This is a genomic window from Streptomyces sp. NPDC089799 (assembly GCF_040684755.1).
Taxonomy (GTDB): domain Bacteria; phylum Actinomycetota; class Actinomycetes; order Streptomycetales; family Streptomycetaceae; genus Streptomyces.
In genome coordinates, this window is sequence record NZ_JBFBGR010000034.1 from 22,509 (window position 1) to 36,073 (window position 13,565).

General features: G+C 71.1%; 18 protein-coding genes. 4 read left to right on the forward strand and 14 right to left on the reverse strand.

The window, feature by feature from the left end; genetic code table 11:
- Window positions 1-118 precede the first annotated feature (118 nt).
- The 6 genes from AB0O36_RS29365 to AB0O36_RS29390 all read right to left on the reverse strand — a co-directional run bounded on the left by AB0O36_RS29365 (window position 119) and on the right by AB0O36_RS29390 (window position 3,343).
- The gene (locus AB0O36_RS29365) at window positions 119-394 is read right to left on the reverse strand and encodes a hypothetical protein (protein WP_365115404.1); all 276 of its coding nucleotides are present in this window, start codon (window positions 392-394) and stop codon (window positions 119-121) included.
- Between the two features lie 112 nt (window positions 395-506).
- Window positions 507-1,196, reverse strand: coding sequence for a hypothetical protein (locus AB0O36_RS29370; RefSeq protein WP_365115406.1), 690 nt, complete (start codon window positions 1,194-1,196; stop codon window positions 507-509).
- 35 nt (window positions 1,197-1,231) lie between these two features.
- Entirely contained in the window at window positions 1,232-1,435 is a 204-nt protein-coding gene (locus AB0O36_RS29375; protein ID WP_365115408.1) for a hypothetical protein, read from the reverse strand.
- Window positions 1,432-2,439, reverse strand: coding sequence for an ATP-binding protein (locus AB0O36_RS29380; protein WP_365115409.1), 1,008 nt, complete (start codon window positions 2,437-2,439; stop codon window positions 1,432-1,434). Before AB0O36_RS29380 ends, AB0O36_RS29375 begins: the two co-directional genes overlap by 4 nt.
- Window positions 2,439-2,789: a hypothetical protein gene (locus AB0O36_RS29385; protein WP_365115411.1), complete on the reverse strand. Its 351-nt coding sequence runs from the start codon at window positions 2,787-2,789 to the stop codon at window positions 2,439-2,441. The genes AB0O36_RS29380 and AB0O36_RS29385 overlap by 1 nt, the downstream gene beginning before the upstream one ends.
- A complete protein-coding gene (locus tag AB0O36_RS29390; protein WP_365115412.1) occupies window positions 2,786-3,343 on the reverse strand; it encodes a hypothetical protein in 558 nt (185 codons plus the stop codon). Before AB0O36_RS29390 ends, AB0O36_RS29385 begins: the two co-directional genes overlap by 4 nt.
- Before the next feature lie 76 nt (window positions 3,344-3,419).
- Here AB0O36_RS29390 and AB0O36_RS29395 point away from each other — a divergent pair, with 76 nt between their 5' ends.
- Genes AB0O36_RS29395 through AB0O36_RS29410 form a run of 4 tightly spaced genes read left to right on the forward strand, consistent with a single transcriptional unit; the run spans window position 3,420 to window position 9,202 of the window.
- Window positions 3,420-4,844 carry a site-specific integrase gene (locus AB0O36_RS29395; RefSeq protein ID WP_365115413.1) on the forward strand — a complete coding sequence of 475 codons (1,425 nt, stop codon included), beginning with the start codon at window positions 3,420-3,422 and terminating at the stop codon, window positions 4,842-4,844.
- Entirely contained in the window at window positions 4,844-6,544 is a 1,701-nt protein-coding gene (locus tag AB0O36_RS29400) for a hypothetical protein (RefSeq protein ID WP_365115415.1), read from the forward strand. The genes AB0O36_RS29395 and AB0O36_RS29400 overlap by 1 nt, the downstream gene beginning before the upstream one ends.
- Window positions 6,541-8,718, forward strand: a complete 2,178-nt coding sequence (locus AB0O36_RS29405; RefSeq protein WP_365115416.1) for a hypothetical protein — start codon at window positions 6,541-6,543, stop codon at window positions 8,716-8,718. Before AB0O36_RS29400 ends, AB0O36_RS29405 begins: the two co-directional genes overlap by 4 nt.
- A gap of 4 nt (window positions 8,719-8,722) precedes the next feature.
- The gene (locus AB0O36_RS29410) at window positions 8,723-9,202 is read left to right on the forward strand and encodes a hypothetical protein (RefSeq protein ID WP_365115418.1); all 480 of its coding nucleotides are present in this window, start codon (window positions 8,723-8,725) and stop codon (window positions 9,200-9,202) included.
- A 40-nt stretch (window positions 9,203-9,242) separates the two neighbouring features.
- Here AB0O36_RS29410 and AB0O36_RS29415 read toward each other — a convergent pair whose 3' ends face one another.
- From AB0O36_RS29415 to AB0O36_RS29450, 8 genes are all read right to left on the reverse strand, one after another.
- On the reverse strand, window positions 9,243-9,929 hold the full coding sequence (locus AB0O36_RS29415) for a hypothetical protein (protein ID WP_365115419.1): 687 nt from the start codon (window positions 9,927-9,929) through the stop codon (window positions 9,243-9,245).
- A gap of 200 nt (window positions 9,930-10,129) precedes the next feature.
- Entirely contained in the window at window positions 10,130-10,312 is a 183-nt protein-coding gene (locus AB0O36_RS29420; RefSeq protein ID WP_365115420.1) for a hypothetical protein, read from the reverse strand.
- Window positions 10,313-10,437: 125 nt separating this feature from the next.
- Complete coding sequence (locus AB0O36_RS29425; protein ID WP_365115422.1) at window positions 10,438-10,722, reverse strand: hypothetical protein; 285 nt, start codon at window positions 10,720-10,722, stop codon at window positions 10,438-10,440.
- Window positions 10,719-10,967 carry a hypothetical protein gene (locus tag AB0O36_RS29430; protein WP_365115424.1) on the reverse strand — a complete coding sequence of 83 codons (249 nt, stop codon included), beginning with the start codon at window positions 10,965-10,967 and terminating at the stop codon, window positions 10,719-10,721. The genes AB0O36_RS29425 and AB0O36_RS29430 overlap by 4 nt, the downstream gene beginning before the upstream one ends.
- 19 nt (window positions 10,968-10,986) lie before the next feature.
- Complete coding sequence (locus tag AB0O36_RS29435) at window positions 10,987-11,415, reverse strand: RRQRL motif-containing zinc-binding protein (RefSeq protein ID WP_365115425.1); 429 nt, start codon at window positions 11,413-11,415, stop codon at window positions 10,987-10,989.
- Between the two features lie 274 nt (window positions 11,416-11,689).
- A complete protein-coding gene (locus tag AB0O36_RS29440) occupies window positions 11,690-12,430 on the reverse strand; it encodes a hypothetical protein (RefSeq protein WP_365115427.1) in 741 nt (246 codons plus the stop codon).
- A gap of 103 nt (window positions 12,431-12,533) precedes the next feature.
- Window positions 12,534-13,142 carry a hypothetical protein gene (locus tag AB0O36_RS29445; protein WP_365115429.1) on the reverse strand — a complete coding sequence of 203 codons (609 nt, stop codon included), beginning with the start codon at window positions 13,140-13,142 and terminating at the stop codon, window positions 12,534-12,536.
- A gap of 114 nt (window positions 13,143-13,256) precedes the next feature.
- Window positions 13,257-13,565 (reverse strand): hypothetical protein, encoded by a 309-nt coding sequence (locus AB0O36_RS29450; protein ID WP_365115430.1) that lies wholly within the window; start codon window positions 13,563-13,565, stop codon window positions 13,257-13,259.

Sequence of the window (13,565 nt, forward strand, 5' to 3'; positions counted from 1 at the left end):
TCTCCCTCTCGTCTTGTGCGGGATGGGGTGGACCCGGGACGGTCGGTTGGTTTGGACGCCTTGTCGTCCGTCCCGGGGCAGAGCTGCAGAGCCGAGTCCCGGCCGGTGGAGGCCGGGGTCAGCGGTAGGGGTTGTGCCAGAGGCCGGCCTTCGCGGCGGGCCAGTCGAGCGCCCAGTCGGGCCGCAGCCCGCGCGCTCCCCAGCCCCCGGCCTGCTTGCCGGGGTTGGCGAGTCCGGCCGCCTGCGCGGCGAGCGCGGCGTCGTACGCCTCGTGCGCGCGGCGCAGGGCCTCGCTCGTCGACGACGCCTCGCCGGTGAAGACGTGGACGCCGTGCAGCTGCCGGTTGGTGGTGTGGCGTATCGGGACGTCAACCTCGAAAACGCGGATCGGCATGACGGCCCCTCTCCCTTCCGTTCGTGTGCTGGTCGTGGCGGAACACCGCGACCGCCCCAGCCAGGTGAGGCCGGGGCGGCACGGAGGAACGCCGCGCTGCTGGCGGGGGAGGTCAGGCGCCAGTGGGGAGGGCGGCCATGCGCTCGGAGAACTTCGGGGCGTCGGCGATGCGGACCCACTCGCCGTCGGTGATGCGCTTGGCCCCGTGGGCGGGCGTGGTGTGGTCGCCGTAGAACGCGTGGAGGACCGGGACGCCGCCGCTCCACCGGTCGAAGTGCTGCCAGGTGAAGGCCGGGTGCTTGGGGTCGTCGTAGTAGCACTCGCCCGCCGGGACGTACGCCTCGGTCAGGTCGAAGACCTGGCCGGTCGCGGGGTTGGTCCACTCGGTGCGGCCGATCTCGTCCTCGTCGACCGGCCGGCCGTCGGCGTCGATGCGGCGGTCCATCCACGAGACGGTGACCTGGCAGCCACGGTGGTCCCAGGTGTTCGGGTACGGCTTGCCGACGGAGTGGTAGTCGACGTGGACGTCCAGGTCGGTCAGCGGCTGGCGGCCGCGGAGCTCGGCGAAGACCAGGCGGGCGCGGCCAGCCTCGATCGGCTCGGTGTACGGATCCACGAGGCGGCCGGTGCCCCCGCCGTTGACAAGCCAGCCGCGCACCGAGGCGTACACGCGGCCGTCGCGGTCGGGGGCGTTCTCGGTGAACTCCCAGTCGGCGATGACCAGCGGGACGTCGCCCGCGAAGAGCAGGGTGCCGTGCTCGGTGTCGGCGGTCGTGTGGTCGGGGGTGTTCCAGTCCTGCATGACGAGTCCTCTTCGGGTGGGAGCGGCCGGGCCGCTCAGAGCTGGATGTGGATCGGGGTACGCGGGTCGCCGTAGTCACGGCGGGGGTTGTGGACGGTGCGGCGGTGCGCGGCGAGGCCGGCGGCCCCGCCCTGCACCGGCAGCTGGCATTCGTCGCAGCCGTAGAGCCATCGGTCCCCAGCGGGGAGCTCCGCCGGGGTGAGGGCGTGCGGGTGCGGGCCGTCGGCAGCGCGGCTCACTCGCGGACCGCCGCCGCGAACTGCTCTTCCAGGTCGGCCCGCCCGTCGGCGTCGTCGTCCATGCCGCGGGTGTGGTCGTCGGCCTCCTGGTCGACGTCGTCGGGGCCGCCGTGGATGGAGCAGACAGCGTCCGGGTGCAGCCCCGTGTCGCTGGTGTGGGCCCTCAGCAGGTCGGTGACCGAGAAGACCGGCTGCCACGCCGGGGCGTTGCAGTCGTCGTCGTGCGGGCAGCCGACCAGCAGGTCGAACCCGAAGTCGCCCTCGCCGTCGACGTCGGTGCGCAGGGCGAGGACCAGGCGGTCGGGCCCGAGGCGGATCTCGCCGACGCGGTCGCCGCCGGCGAGCGGCGAGTTGTCCCGCCACCGCCACAGCGGCAGCACCTCCGCGCCGAACGTGCGGCGGACCAGGAGCAGGCCGCCCAGGCCGTCGCCGCCGTCCCAGCCGAGCTCGCGGCGCCGGGTGTCGCTGGCGCGCTTGAGGAGCGGCTCCAGGCGGTGGATGTTGTCGGCGAATACCACGTGGTCGAAGCCCTCCTTGCGCAGCTGGGGGAAGGCGGCGACGGCTTCGGCGTGCTGGCGGCGTACGACGCCCTCGGGCACCGCGCGGTCCGGGCTCCGGTCGGCCTGGCGCTTCACACAGACCGAGGCCGGGGTGGAGACCAGGAACGCGACGGTGGGCACGGCGTAGTTCCGGGCCATCTGCACAAGGCCGGCCCTCACCCGCTCCTCTGTGTTCGTGGCGTCAATGACGGTCGTCTTCTTCCGGGCGAGGCGGGCCTCCAGCACGGTGTGCATCACGTTCACCGCGGACAGGGTGGCCGACTGATCTCCGGCCTCGTCCGAGACCATGGCCCTGAAGTGGTCGAGCTCCAGGACCTGCGTGGAGGGCCAGGTGCTCGCCCAGGTGCTCTTGCCGCTGCCCGCAGCGCCGATGAGAACGATCAGCGCCGGGTCGGGGATGGTCGTGTCGATCGGCTGCATGGTGCCTTCGAAGGTGGTCTTCACTAGCGTTCTCCTTGCGGGTCGAGGGTGGAGGTGGCCAGGTGCAGGCGCATCCCGGCGGAGTCGAGGAGGAAGGCCGCGGCCTCGTCGATCGCGCAGGCGGCGGATTCGGAGTCCTCGCCGTCCAGCGGGGTGAGCGCGGCGGCGCGCGAGGCCATCGTCAGCAGCTGGTTGAGGGAGCCGAGGACGCCGCCCGTGGGGTCGGCCTCGTCGAACAGCTCGCGCAGCGTCTCGGCGAGGAACTCGGCGTCGATCGGCCCGCCCAGCTCGTCCTCGATCTGCTGGACGGCGAGCTTCACGATCCCGGCCGAGGCGCGGACTCGCTCCAGACGGGTACGGGCGGCGGGGGTCACCGGCGGTCTCCCTTGCGCAGGGTGAGCCAGGTGGTGACCAGAGCGGCGGCCACGCCGATCGCTCGGTGAGCCGCCTGGTCCAGCTCCATCAGCGCAGTACCCGGACCGGAGACGTCCTGGACGGCCTCGGGGTACTCGGTGCCCTCGCCGCCGGCCTTGCGGACGACGGTGGCGTGCTTGATGTAGCCGGTCTTGCCAGCCTTCTCGGCGAGCCAGAGCAGCGGGTCGCGGCGGTCCAGGATTCCGTGTGTGACGGCATTGATCGCGGCGCCGGTCAGGAGCGCGGCCGGGGGAACGCGGTAGCCCAGGGTGCGGGTGACGGCGATCGTGGAGGCGAGCTGCAGGGCGCTGTAGCTGGCGACGTGTCGGCTCACGCTGCGGCGGCCGTACGCGCTGGCGGTGCAGGTGCGACCCACCTTGCCGGTGCGCCAGGGGTTCTCCTCCACCGGGGAGCCGTCGTTCTTGTAGACCAGGTGTGAGCCGTGCATGCCCTTGGTCGACGCGTCGTGCGAGTTCTGGACGAACTTTGTCGCTGCTTTCTTGGCGTGTCTCACATTCCTCAACTCCCGTTGATCAGGCGTGGGGTTAGCAGTTGATGTCGGACGTGTCGCGGACCTACCGTCCCGGCTCGTGTTGGTGCACTTCTTCTCTGCCGAGGGCTGGCAGTCCTGGGGGCTCGATGGCGAGCCGTTGATCCCCGAGCGGATGCCGGTGCTGGTCGACGACGACTTCCTGTTCGAGGACGGGGGCGGCCCGCGGGCGACGCGGGCGGTGAACGCGTGGCTTCGTACGCTGCCGTCGAGCGGGGCGCCGTCACCGAATTCGTGGCGGGCGTACGCGCTGGCGGCCCGGGACTGGCTGATGCATCTGCGGCGGCACCGTGTCGCGGTGTTCGGTACGCGGCAGGAGCTGGTGGCCGCGCTCGGTACGTACGCGGACCGTCGGCTGTCGGGCCCGTTGGACGAGCGGCTGGAGTCCTCGTCGTGGGAGTTGCAGGTCACGGCGCTGAGCCGGTTTTACGACTGGGCCGAGGATGAGGGCCTGGCCGCGGCGGTGCCGTTCACGGTGGCCACCGGCAAGCGGATGGTGCAGGGCCGGCTGGTGGAGACGCGGCGGAACCGGGCCCGGCTGCGGCGGCCGAAGCCGCACGTGAAGGTGCAGTACCTGGAGTCGGACTTGGCCGGTCTGTTTCGCCACGGCCTGGCCGGGCTGGGCCCGGACGGCCTGGAGGACGCGACGTTCCGCGGCCGGTTCCCGGGCCGGAACGCGGCGATGGGCGGTCTGGTGCTGGGCACCGGGATGCGGAGCCGGGAGTTCACCCACCTGCTGGTCCATGAGGTTCCGCCGCTGCCCGCCGAGCCGACCGAGGTGCCGATCCCGTGGGCGGTCCCGGAGCTGGGGGCCAAGGGGCGGAAGTACCGCACGACCTGGATCGACTACGCCTCGCTGGCGGCGGTGCACGCCTACGTCGCCCTGGACAGGGAGATGTCGCAAGGATCGTGGCGGCCGAGGAGGCCGCTGGTGGTGGAGGACGCGGACTTCTACGGCGGGCGGGTAAACGGCCGGCGCACACGCTGGTCGGCGCTTCGGCCGGAGGAACGGCTGCGGCTGGTCGGCCCGGAAGGCGGCTCGCTGCTGCTGGCGCTGAGCTACGACGGGCGGCCCTTCGTGGACTGGGGCACACTGTTTCGCCGCACGGCCCGCCGGATCCGCGAGAGGTTCGAACCGCGGTTTCCCGATGTCGCACCGCATCGGTGTCGGCACACCTTCGCCATGGCGACCCTGGAGAAGCTGGTGGAGGGCCACTACCGGCAGGCCGCCCAGCTCGCCGCGGCGACCGGAGATGCGTCCGGGCTCGCGCTCTACCTGCTGAAGGCGGATCCGCTGCTGATCCTGCGGGATCTGCTGGGGCACTCCAGCGTGGTCACCACGGAGGTCTACCTCAAGCGCCTGGATGTCCACCGGATCTACCGCGCGGCCTGGGAGAACAGCCGCGCCGTTGTCGATGCTGCCGCGCTCGCCGAGGCCGATGCCGAGTTCGCGGAGGAGTTCTGATGCCGGCCGAAGTCCTGCGCGATCCACTCGCGCTGAAGCTGTCCCTTCCCGGCGAGACGGCGACGGTCATCGTCATCGGTGACCTGCCCAATCCGCGGCTGGCGGCCGATCTGACCGAGGGCCTTGCGGCCTCCGTCCATCCGGACGGGCCGCTCGCCAAGCTGGCCACGGTGAAGAGCTTCACCTACAACCTGCGCCGGATGGTTCGCGAACTGGACCAGGACGGCTTCACCGGCTCCGCGGCCGACCTGACCAGGGCCGTGCTCGGGGCGTTCTGGCTGCGGTCGCACTACCTGGTCGAATACCGCACCCGCACCATCCTGCGCGCCTTCGACGCCCGGCATCGGGTGCTTCCCGAACCCGTGCGGCAGATGGTGTTCGGCACGAACTACAAGCGACCCACCGTCAACGGGCCGCTTCCGCCCTACGCGCCGGCCGAGTGGAACCGGCTGATCGACCTCTGCAAGCAGGAGGTACACCGCCTCGGGGACGCCCAGCGGGCGATGGTCGCCCTCGCTGAGGGAGGCCAGGATCCGGCAGCCGGTGGCTGGAGCAGGGCGAACGCGGCCTGGCTGATGCTTCGGATGGGGCCGGTGACGCGGACGGAGGCCGCCGCTCACCTGGGCATCTCGCCGGATGAGTTCACCAGGAGGCACCGGGGCATCGAGGAGGTCCGTGCGGGACTGTTCCCGTCCCATAGGGATGCGATTCCATACATGCTGCTGCTGGCGGCCTGGACCGGCATCGTCCCGGACGGGCTGACAGGCCTGGAGGTGCCCGGGATCCGCTGGGCCGGGAGGCAGGCGACGCTGCTGTCCTACACCAAGGGCCGCACGGCGGAGGAGAGCTTGGTGTTGTCGCCGCGGGCGTCACGGCTGCTGGAGCAGTGGTTGCAGCACAGCGCCCTGCTGCGCAGGTATGCCCCGGCCGAGCTGGCCGATCATGTGTGGCTGGTGACGCGGCAAGGAAGGTCGTCCCGCGCCGCCTTCGAGGAGTACATGATGCGCGGGTGGATCAAGGCCCATGACCTGCGCGGTGATGACGGCCACCGGTTGCGCATCGACCGCCGGCGGCTGCGTACCACGTTCATCGCGCAGCGCGGTCAGCGGCAGTGGTCCTTGCGGGCGACGGTCGATCCGAACCACTCGCCGCAGGTCGAGGGCGATCACTACCTGTCGGCCGCGACCCCGGCGCAGAAGGCGGTGGTCGAGGACATCGCACGGGACGCGCAGGGCGATCTGCTGCGGCGCGCGAGTGCGCCGCTGGTCGTCGACGAGGCGGCCAGCGCCGCCGGGCTGCCGGAGGAAGTCCGGCGCCTGGGTCTGGCCGAGGGAGCCCTGGCCGAGTTGCTGTCGGGTGAGCGGGACGTGTTCAGCGGGGCCTGCGCCGACCATTTCGCCGGCCTGCACGGGCCGAAAGGTCAGCCATGTCCGGCCCGGCCCTGGGTCTGCCTGCTCTGCCCGCTGGCCCTGTTCGCCCCGCGTCACCTGCCGAATCTGCTGCGGCTGAAAGCCTTCTTCGCCCGGCAGTTCCGTCAGATGCCGCGCGAGCAGTTCGCCGCCGTCTTCGCCCCCTACGCGCGCCGCCTGTCGGCGGACATCCTGCCGCGTTTCGAGAAGGCCGCCATCGCCGCGGCACAGCGCGACGTCGGTGACGAGGACGCCGAGCTGCCGCTGCGAGCAGAGGAGACCACGTCGTGAACCTGCTTCCTGCCTCGGCGGAGCCTGCGAGCCGGTCGGTGTTCGCCGGCTCGGACATCGCGGCCACCGCCCGCCTGGCCTGGCTGGGCGGTTGCCCGCGGCCGCGCTTCGAGGACGATGTGTGGTCGTTCGTCGGCTGGGCCGATGCACCGGTGCAGATGAAGGTGACGGAGAAGAAACTGCTGTTCGACCGGATCGCCCACCGGCCCTGGCGCGTGGTCGTCAAGGAACTCGCCCTGGCCTGGATCGCCGCCCAGGACGAGCACGTCCTCGCCTTGCCCAGGGCCCGCCGGGCGCCGCGGCACCCCCGGACCATCCATGCCCGCGTCTATCACCTCACCTTCTGGCTGAACTGGCTGCACGAGCGCCGGATCACCACGCTCGCCGCGGTTACCCAGGACCACTGCGATGCGTTCCTGCGCGAGTACGGCGTCGTCCGGGACAAGGCGACCGGTGCTGTCCTGCGGAACAAGGCTGGCGGCTCGCTGCGGACGGTGGTGTCGTCCATGCAGGACATCACCGACTATGGCGAGCTGCTGTCCGCCGACCGGCACCGGCCCGGTTTCCGGCCCTGGGGCACACGATCGCCCCGCGTCGTGACCGGGGCACCGTCTCGGCCCCAGGTGGTGATCAAGACCGAGCCCCTGGACGACGACGTCCTACGGCCGCTGCTGACGATGTGCTTGCACCTGGTCGACGTGCTCGGACCGCACATCGTGGACTTGCAGACCGAGCTGCAGGCCGAGCGCGAGTCCTGGCGGAACACCGAGTGGTCGAGGCATCTGCGGGATGGCGACCGGCTTGCCGCCCTCGTCGACGAACATCTGCGGACGGGGCAGCCGCTGCCTCGGATTGAGGACTTCCAGGTGACCAAGCGCCTCCGGTTGGGGTGGGACCCGAAGGATCCATTGCTGACAGCCAACTTCCAGCATCTGCTGCGGCCGACGGGACACCGTGACATCCACAAGACGCTCTTCGTCCAAGCCCGGCCGCTGCTGGAAGAGGCGGTCGCCAATGTCGGCACCGAGTACGTGTGGTGCCGCGACGCGCCCGATGTCCCACGAGCGGACACCGGCGAGCTCATCCCGTGGTCCTTGCCCTTGCCGAACAAGGGCGTCGATTCGCTGATCCGCGTCGCCGGCCACGCTTGCACGGTTGCCACGTCCGCGCTGACCGGGATGCGGTCCAGTGAACTGATGGAGCTGACGGTCGGCTGCCGCCGCACGGACGACACCGACGGCACCGGCCTGGCCCGGCACCGACTGGTCAGCAAGGTCGTCAAAGGGCGCCTATGGGGCGGCGAGGTGGACGAGTGGGTCGTCATCGACGAAGTCGTACGCGTCATCGCTCTGGCCGAGCAGCTCACCGACGCCCGGCCCGGACAGCCGTTGTTCGGCCCGTTCAATGGCTTCGAGTCCAGAGGGGCCATGACCTGGCTGCGGCAGTGGGTCGCCTCGCCCGCCGGGCGCCGCATGGGCCTGGAGGCGATCCCCGACGAACCGGTGCACCCCCGCCGCCTGCGGCGAACGCTGTCTGTCGAGATGGCCGCCCGTCCCGGTGGCCTGCTGGCCACCAAGGTCCACTTCAAGCATCTCCAGGTGGCCACCAGCGAGGGATACGCAGGTCGGCCGGGCGGCGCCCAGGCTGTCTTCCACCACGAGTGGAAGAAGGAGGAGGCGAAGGAGAAGGCCAAGCGGACCGTCGAGGCATACCGGCAGTTCGAACAGGGCCAGATGCCCGCCGGACCGGGAGCCGACTCCCTGCTGGCCACGTTCCGCGCCGTCGAAAGCGAGCTGGCCGACCATGAGCCGGGCCCGGCAAAGGTGGTCACCGACCGACAGATCGAGCTGCTGCTGAAGAAGAAGGTGTCGGTCCTGCACCTGTCCGCGGCGAACTACTGCTGGTTCGAGGACCCGGCGAAGGCGCTGTGTCTCAAGCTCGCCGGCACCCGGTCCGCGGCAGCTCCGCTGACTGGGCTGTGTGACAGCTCCCGCTGCCCGCAGGCCACCCACCACCTCGTTCACCGGTCCGTCTGGAAGACCGCGGCCGACAACGGCGCCGTCCTGCTAGCCAGCCCTCGTATCTCACCCACGGAGAAGGCCCGGCTGCGGGCCGAGCACGAGCGGTCCATGCGGGTCCTCGCACAGATCGACACGGCAGCCGGAAAGGCCTGATGACATGGCACTCAGCCACCAGCAGCGCGACCAGATCGAACGACGCGTCCGCGCAGCCATCGACCGGCTGCTGGCCGGGCAGATCCCGCCCGGCGGCGCCTGCGACGTCAAGACGCTCGCCCGCGAGGCGGGCATCTCCCGCGCGTCCCTCTACCGGACCTGGGGCCATCTCAAGGACGAGTTCGAGAAGCGGCGGGCAGCCGCCTGGGCGGCGGGCAGACAGCCCGACCCCCGTGAGGCCCGCATCGCACGGCTGCGTGATCTCAACCAGCGGATCACCGGCAAACTCGCCCGCACCCACACCGAGCTCACGCAGCTCAAGGAGCGTCACCGGCAGCTGCTGTCGGTCCTGGCAGCCAAAGACGACGAGGTCCAGCGGCTCTGCCGCCTGCTGGATACGTTCGGCGGCACGTCTCCGGCGCCAGTACGCGGCCAGCCGCAGGGGGGCGATGCCACGGGCGTCGTCCCCCTGCACCGAGGCTGAGTGGAGAACGTCTTTGGCCTGGCCAGGGTGTCGTGAAGTCTTACTCAATCTTGGGGCTGGGCTTCATGAAGAAGTCCTGAGTGAAATTGCCTGCTCTACCGCATACCTCAGCCCTAGACCAGCCGGTGGCGGGGTCGAGGTTCAGGACGAAGCCCTCGTAGCGGTCGCCCTCCACGCTGATCACGTCTTCGGCCCGCCAGATCGCCTCGAACTCCTCGCCCTCTTCCACATGCACGCGCTGGAAGTTGTGCTCTGGCCACATGTACTGGAGGACGCCGTCCATGCTGGGGCTCCCGGGCGTCGCCGAGTGCAGCGTGCAGGCGAAGGCGTACTTCCACTTGTCGCCGAGGGGGAGGCCGCTGGACGCGCCTATACGCATGACGTTCATCCGGTCTGCGACCCACCAGGACTCAATGAGGGTGCCTCGGATTCGGAGCATGTTGCCAAGCTGCTTCACTGCAGCCTTCCTCGCCCGGGCCATCTCCGCCTTGGATCGCTCCCTCAGCAGAACAGCTGCGTAGTCGGCGGCGTTCTTGTGCAGCAGGGCTACGCCCTCGACCCAGTACCAGGATTGATCACTATCAGAGCCGTGATTTGGCATTTGGGCGATTCTCCGGGCGTGTGCCTCTACCAGCGCTTTGTAGTAGCGCCGTACGTCCGGGTCGGTGCTGGGCCAGTCCGTCTGCATTCCGAACTTCCTAGCCTGGCTGCGATTGAAGATGCCCATGGAGTTCCTTCCCTTGGTCCGGGTTCAGGACAGGTCGGTCGCCCAAGTCCGAGCGGAAGTATGGCTGGTGCGCCAGCGGTCACCATGTGCGGTGCCGGACGAGAGCGCCGCCCGAGCGTAAGTGGATGCCAACCTGATCCGCCCATCACCCCTAGGGATGCATGTGGAAGCGCGACATGGACGCCGGATATCCGAGACAGCTATGCCCGGCCCCCAGCAGCCGCCAACACCCCACGACGGCTCGTGGACGAGACACGATGGAAGGTGGACACGGCCTTCGCCGCGTTAATCCAGTGGTCGCCGAGAGGGTGGACGGAGTCGAAAACGGCGGTGAGCGCGGCGACCAGGGCCAGGCCCTCGATGGCGCGGAGGCGATCGGTCATGCTGGGTGTGCTCCTCATCTCGATTTCGGGGTGGGGTATGCGGGGCGGCCGGCCTCTTGCCGATGCTGCGGACGCCCTGTGGTGCCTTCGCCCCCGGCCGGTCTCCGGCCGGGGGCGGTGGTGTTTCAGAACGGGGGCTCGTCCCAGGCCGGGACGGGCCAGAGCCGGATACGCAGCTCGCGGCGGTGGGCCCAGCAGCCGCACGCCTCCATCTCGGGGAAGGCGCCGCCGACCCACCAGCCGCCCTCGCCGTGGCAGCGCGGGCAGTCCGGCCGGGGGCGGGCGGTGATCTCGATGCGGTGCCGGTCGGCGTGCAGCGCGAGGTGGCTGGCCTTGCGTGCGGCGGCGGCCGTCGCCGCGGCGAGCGGGACAGCGGCGGCGAGCAGCAGGGTGGTGCGCAGGCCGGTCACGTCAGCGGGATGGCGCGGCAGGCGGTGGCGTGGTTGTTGGCGTCGGGCCGGATGCGGAAGAGGTAGTCCTTCTCCGGGCTGCGGGAGGTGTCGCCGCAGCCGTGGCACGTCCAGCGGTTGTCGTCGAAGTGCTCGCCGTTGCCGGTGACGTCGACGTAGCTGCCGCCGGTGGTGACGAACCGGATCAGCAGGCCCTTGGGGCGGGTGGGCTCAGTGAAGGCGGAGGTGCGGACGGCGGTGCTCATGGGTGGTGGTCCTCTCAGTTCAGGCGGCAAGCGAGTGCTTGGCCGTGGGAGCGGGATAGGTGGCGGGGTCGGCGGGCGTGCCGTCGTAGCACTCCAGGCAGAAGCCCAAGGTCTTGAGCGGGAGGCAGATGTAGTAGCGGCGGCCGCAGGGGCCGGGGCACGTCTGGCGTACGGCCATCGCCTTGTCGAGCGCGGCTTCCTTCGCGAGGGTCATCGGGAGCTTCGGCTTCGCCAGGTCGATCCGGTACAGCCACGCGAAGCGCCGGCCGCGACGGCATTCGATGCGGGCGACGGGCTCCTGGCCGCCGGGGCGCAGTCCCATCTGCCGCAGCTGGCGGCGGGTCGCGAGCTCCTCGCGTCCGGCCTGCTTCCACCGGAAGACCGGCAGGGTGCCGTCGCCGGGGTCGTTCGGGTCGACGTCGACCAGGTCCTCGTCCTGGTCGGCCATCACCTGCTCCAGGAGCCGGGGAGTCGGCGCTGGGGCCGCGGGTAGCGGGGGCCGGGGATGGTGGGGCGCGGGCGGCCGATCCTGCGGCGGGGCCGGGGGATGAGCACGATCAAACCCTCCGTGTCGGTGGCGTGGACGTGGATGCGCCCGCCGTCCCGGGTGGCGGGGCGGCGGGCGCGGGCGGAGCGGTAGGCCGGTCGGCCTGCCCGGTCACCGGCAGCCGGCCGCCCGGGGTGCGGGCGGCGGCGGACGGTGGCCAGACGGAGCGACCGGGTCAGCGGTTGAGCTGGCGGACGTTGTCCGGGGCCGGGCTGTCGGGCTGGGCGGGAATGTGGATCTGGGGCTGGACGGTGACCTGCGGGGCTCCGACAGTGGCGAACACCCGCGGGCGCAGGTTGAGCCCCCGCAGGGCGAAGGCGCTGGCGATCGTCCAGGCAAGGACGGCGATGGCGGTGGCGACGGTGCGCGAGGTCTCCGGGGTCGTCGTCCAGACCATCGCGATGCCTGCGATCCCCCAGGCCGTCCAGGTGAGCCGCACTCCGTTGCTGCGGGTCATGAACCCGGCGATCAGGGAGAACAGGCCGGTGGCCTGCCAGAGCGTGTAGACGGTGGAGGCGCTGATCGGCAGGCCGGCGGAGTGGGCGGCGATGTAGGAGCGGACGGGGTTGTCGATCGTGGCCCACACGCCGGTGGAGGTGTTGTCGCCGACCTGGACGTTCGGGACGGCGGTGAGGATGCGGTGCGCGGCGTCCAGGAGGACGTCGACGGCACCGTCGAAGAGCAGGACGACGAACGAGAACACGGCGACGGCGGCGAGGGCCTTGATCCAGTTGGCCATGCCGTGCCATCCGGCCTCGGGTGCGCGCCGTACGTCCTCCCACATCTCGTGGAAGACGCCGCCGTCGTCCCACGCCTCGTTCCACCAGGCGCGGGCTTCGGCGAGGCGGGGCTCCTTCTTCTGCGTGGCCGCCGGGCGGTCGTTGTCAGCGGCCGGGGTGGGGTCGTTGGGTGCCAAGGTGTGGCTGCTCCTTGTTCGAAAGGGGGCGGTGCGGGCCGGGCGGCCTGTCCCGTCCCCGGCGCCCAGGTGGGCGGGGCGGGGGCGAGGCAGGCAGCCCGGCTCATCCGTGGAACTTGTTGCGCCGGAAGACCGCCTTGCGGATGTTGACCGTGGTGCCGCCCTCGCTGCCGCCGCGCGAGGCTCCGCGCACGGCGAGGGCGAGGAAGACGAGAACGAACAGACCCGCCACGCTCATCACGACCTGGCCGGTCGCGGTGAGGATCGCGGGAAGCTGGGCAAGGGTGGGGGCCGCGGCGCCGATGCCGACCCCGGCGAGCGCGATGGAGCCGCCGGTCGACAGGGCGAGGGCGCTGTACTTCCAGACGAAGGCCGGCACGGCGCGCTGCGGCGCGACCATGGCGGGCGGCAGCGCGGGCACCGGGGCCGGGGCCATGATCTGGGGGTGGGCCGGGACCGGGGTGAGGGCCGCCCGCTGGTACTGCGCGCTGAGATAGCGCAGGGCTTCCTCCCTGCGGACCAGGTCGTAGACGCGCGCCATGTACGCCTCGTCCGTGGGCAGTCCGGAAGCAGCGTGGACGGGAGCGGCCGGGATGGTGCCGGGCCGGGCCTCGGGAAACAGGGCCCAGATCTGCTCCATGCCCTCGACCGGCAGGCCGGGCTGCGGTGCGGGGTGCTGGTAGTCGGTGAGGGTGAGGTCGCAGGGTTCCACGAGGTGCTCCTTGTCGGGAGAAAGGGGGCGGGGGAACGCGAAGGACCCGCCCGGCCGGGGTGGCTGGGCGGGTCCTTGGAGGCCCGGGTCGGGCCGCAGGGGGCGGGGCGGGGGTCAGCCGAGGCTGTAGAAGGCGACGAACGCGGCGGCGAGGACGCAGCCGAGCTTCGCCCACCACGGCCCGACTTCCCAGGCGCCCCAGAGCAGGGCGAGGGACACGCCGCGCAGACCCCAGCGGGCGAAGAACCCGAGCGGCTGGTGCTGCTGGAGTTCCTGGATCCGCTGGGTGCGCCGGTTCATCTCGTCCTGGAGGTGCGCGCGGGTGACAGCGTCGGCCGGGTCGGTGTTCTTGAACGTCTCGCTGTAGCGATGCCGTTCGACCTCGAGGCGCTCGATCTCCTCGTCCGCTGTCTCGAAGGACAT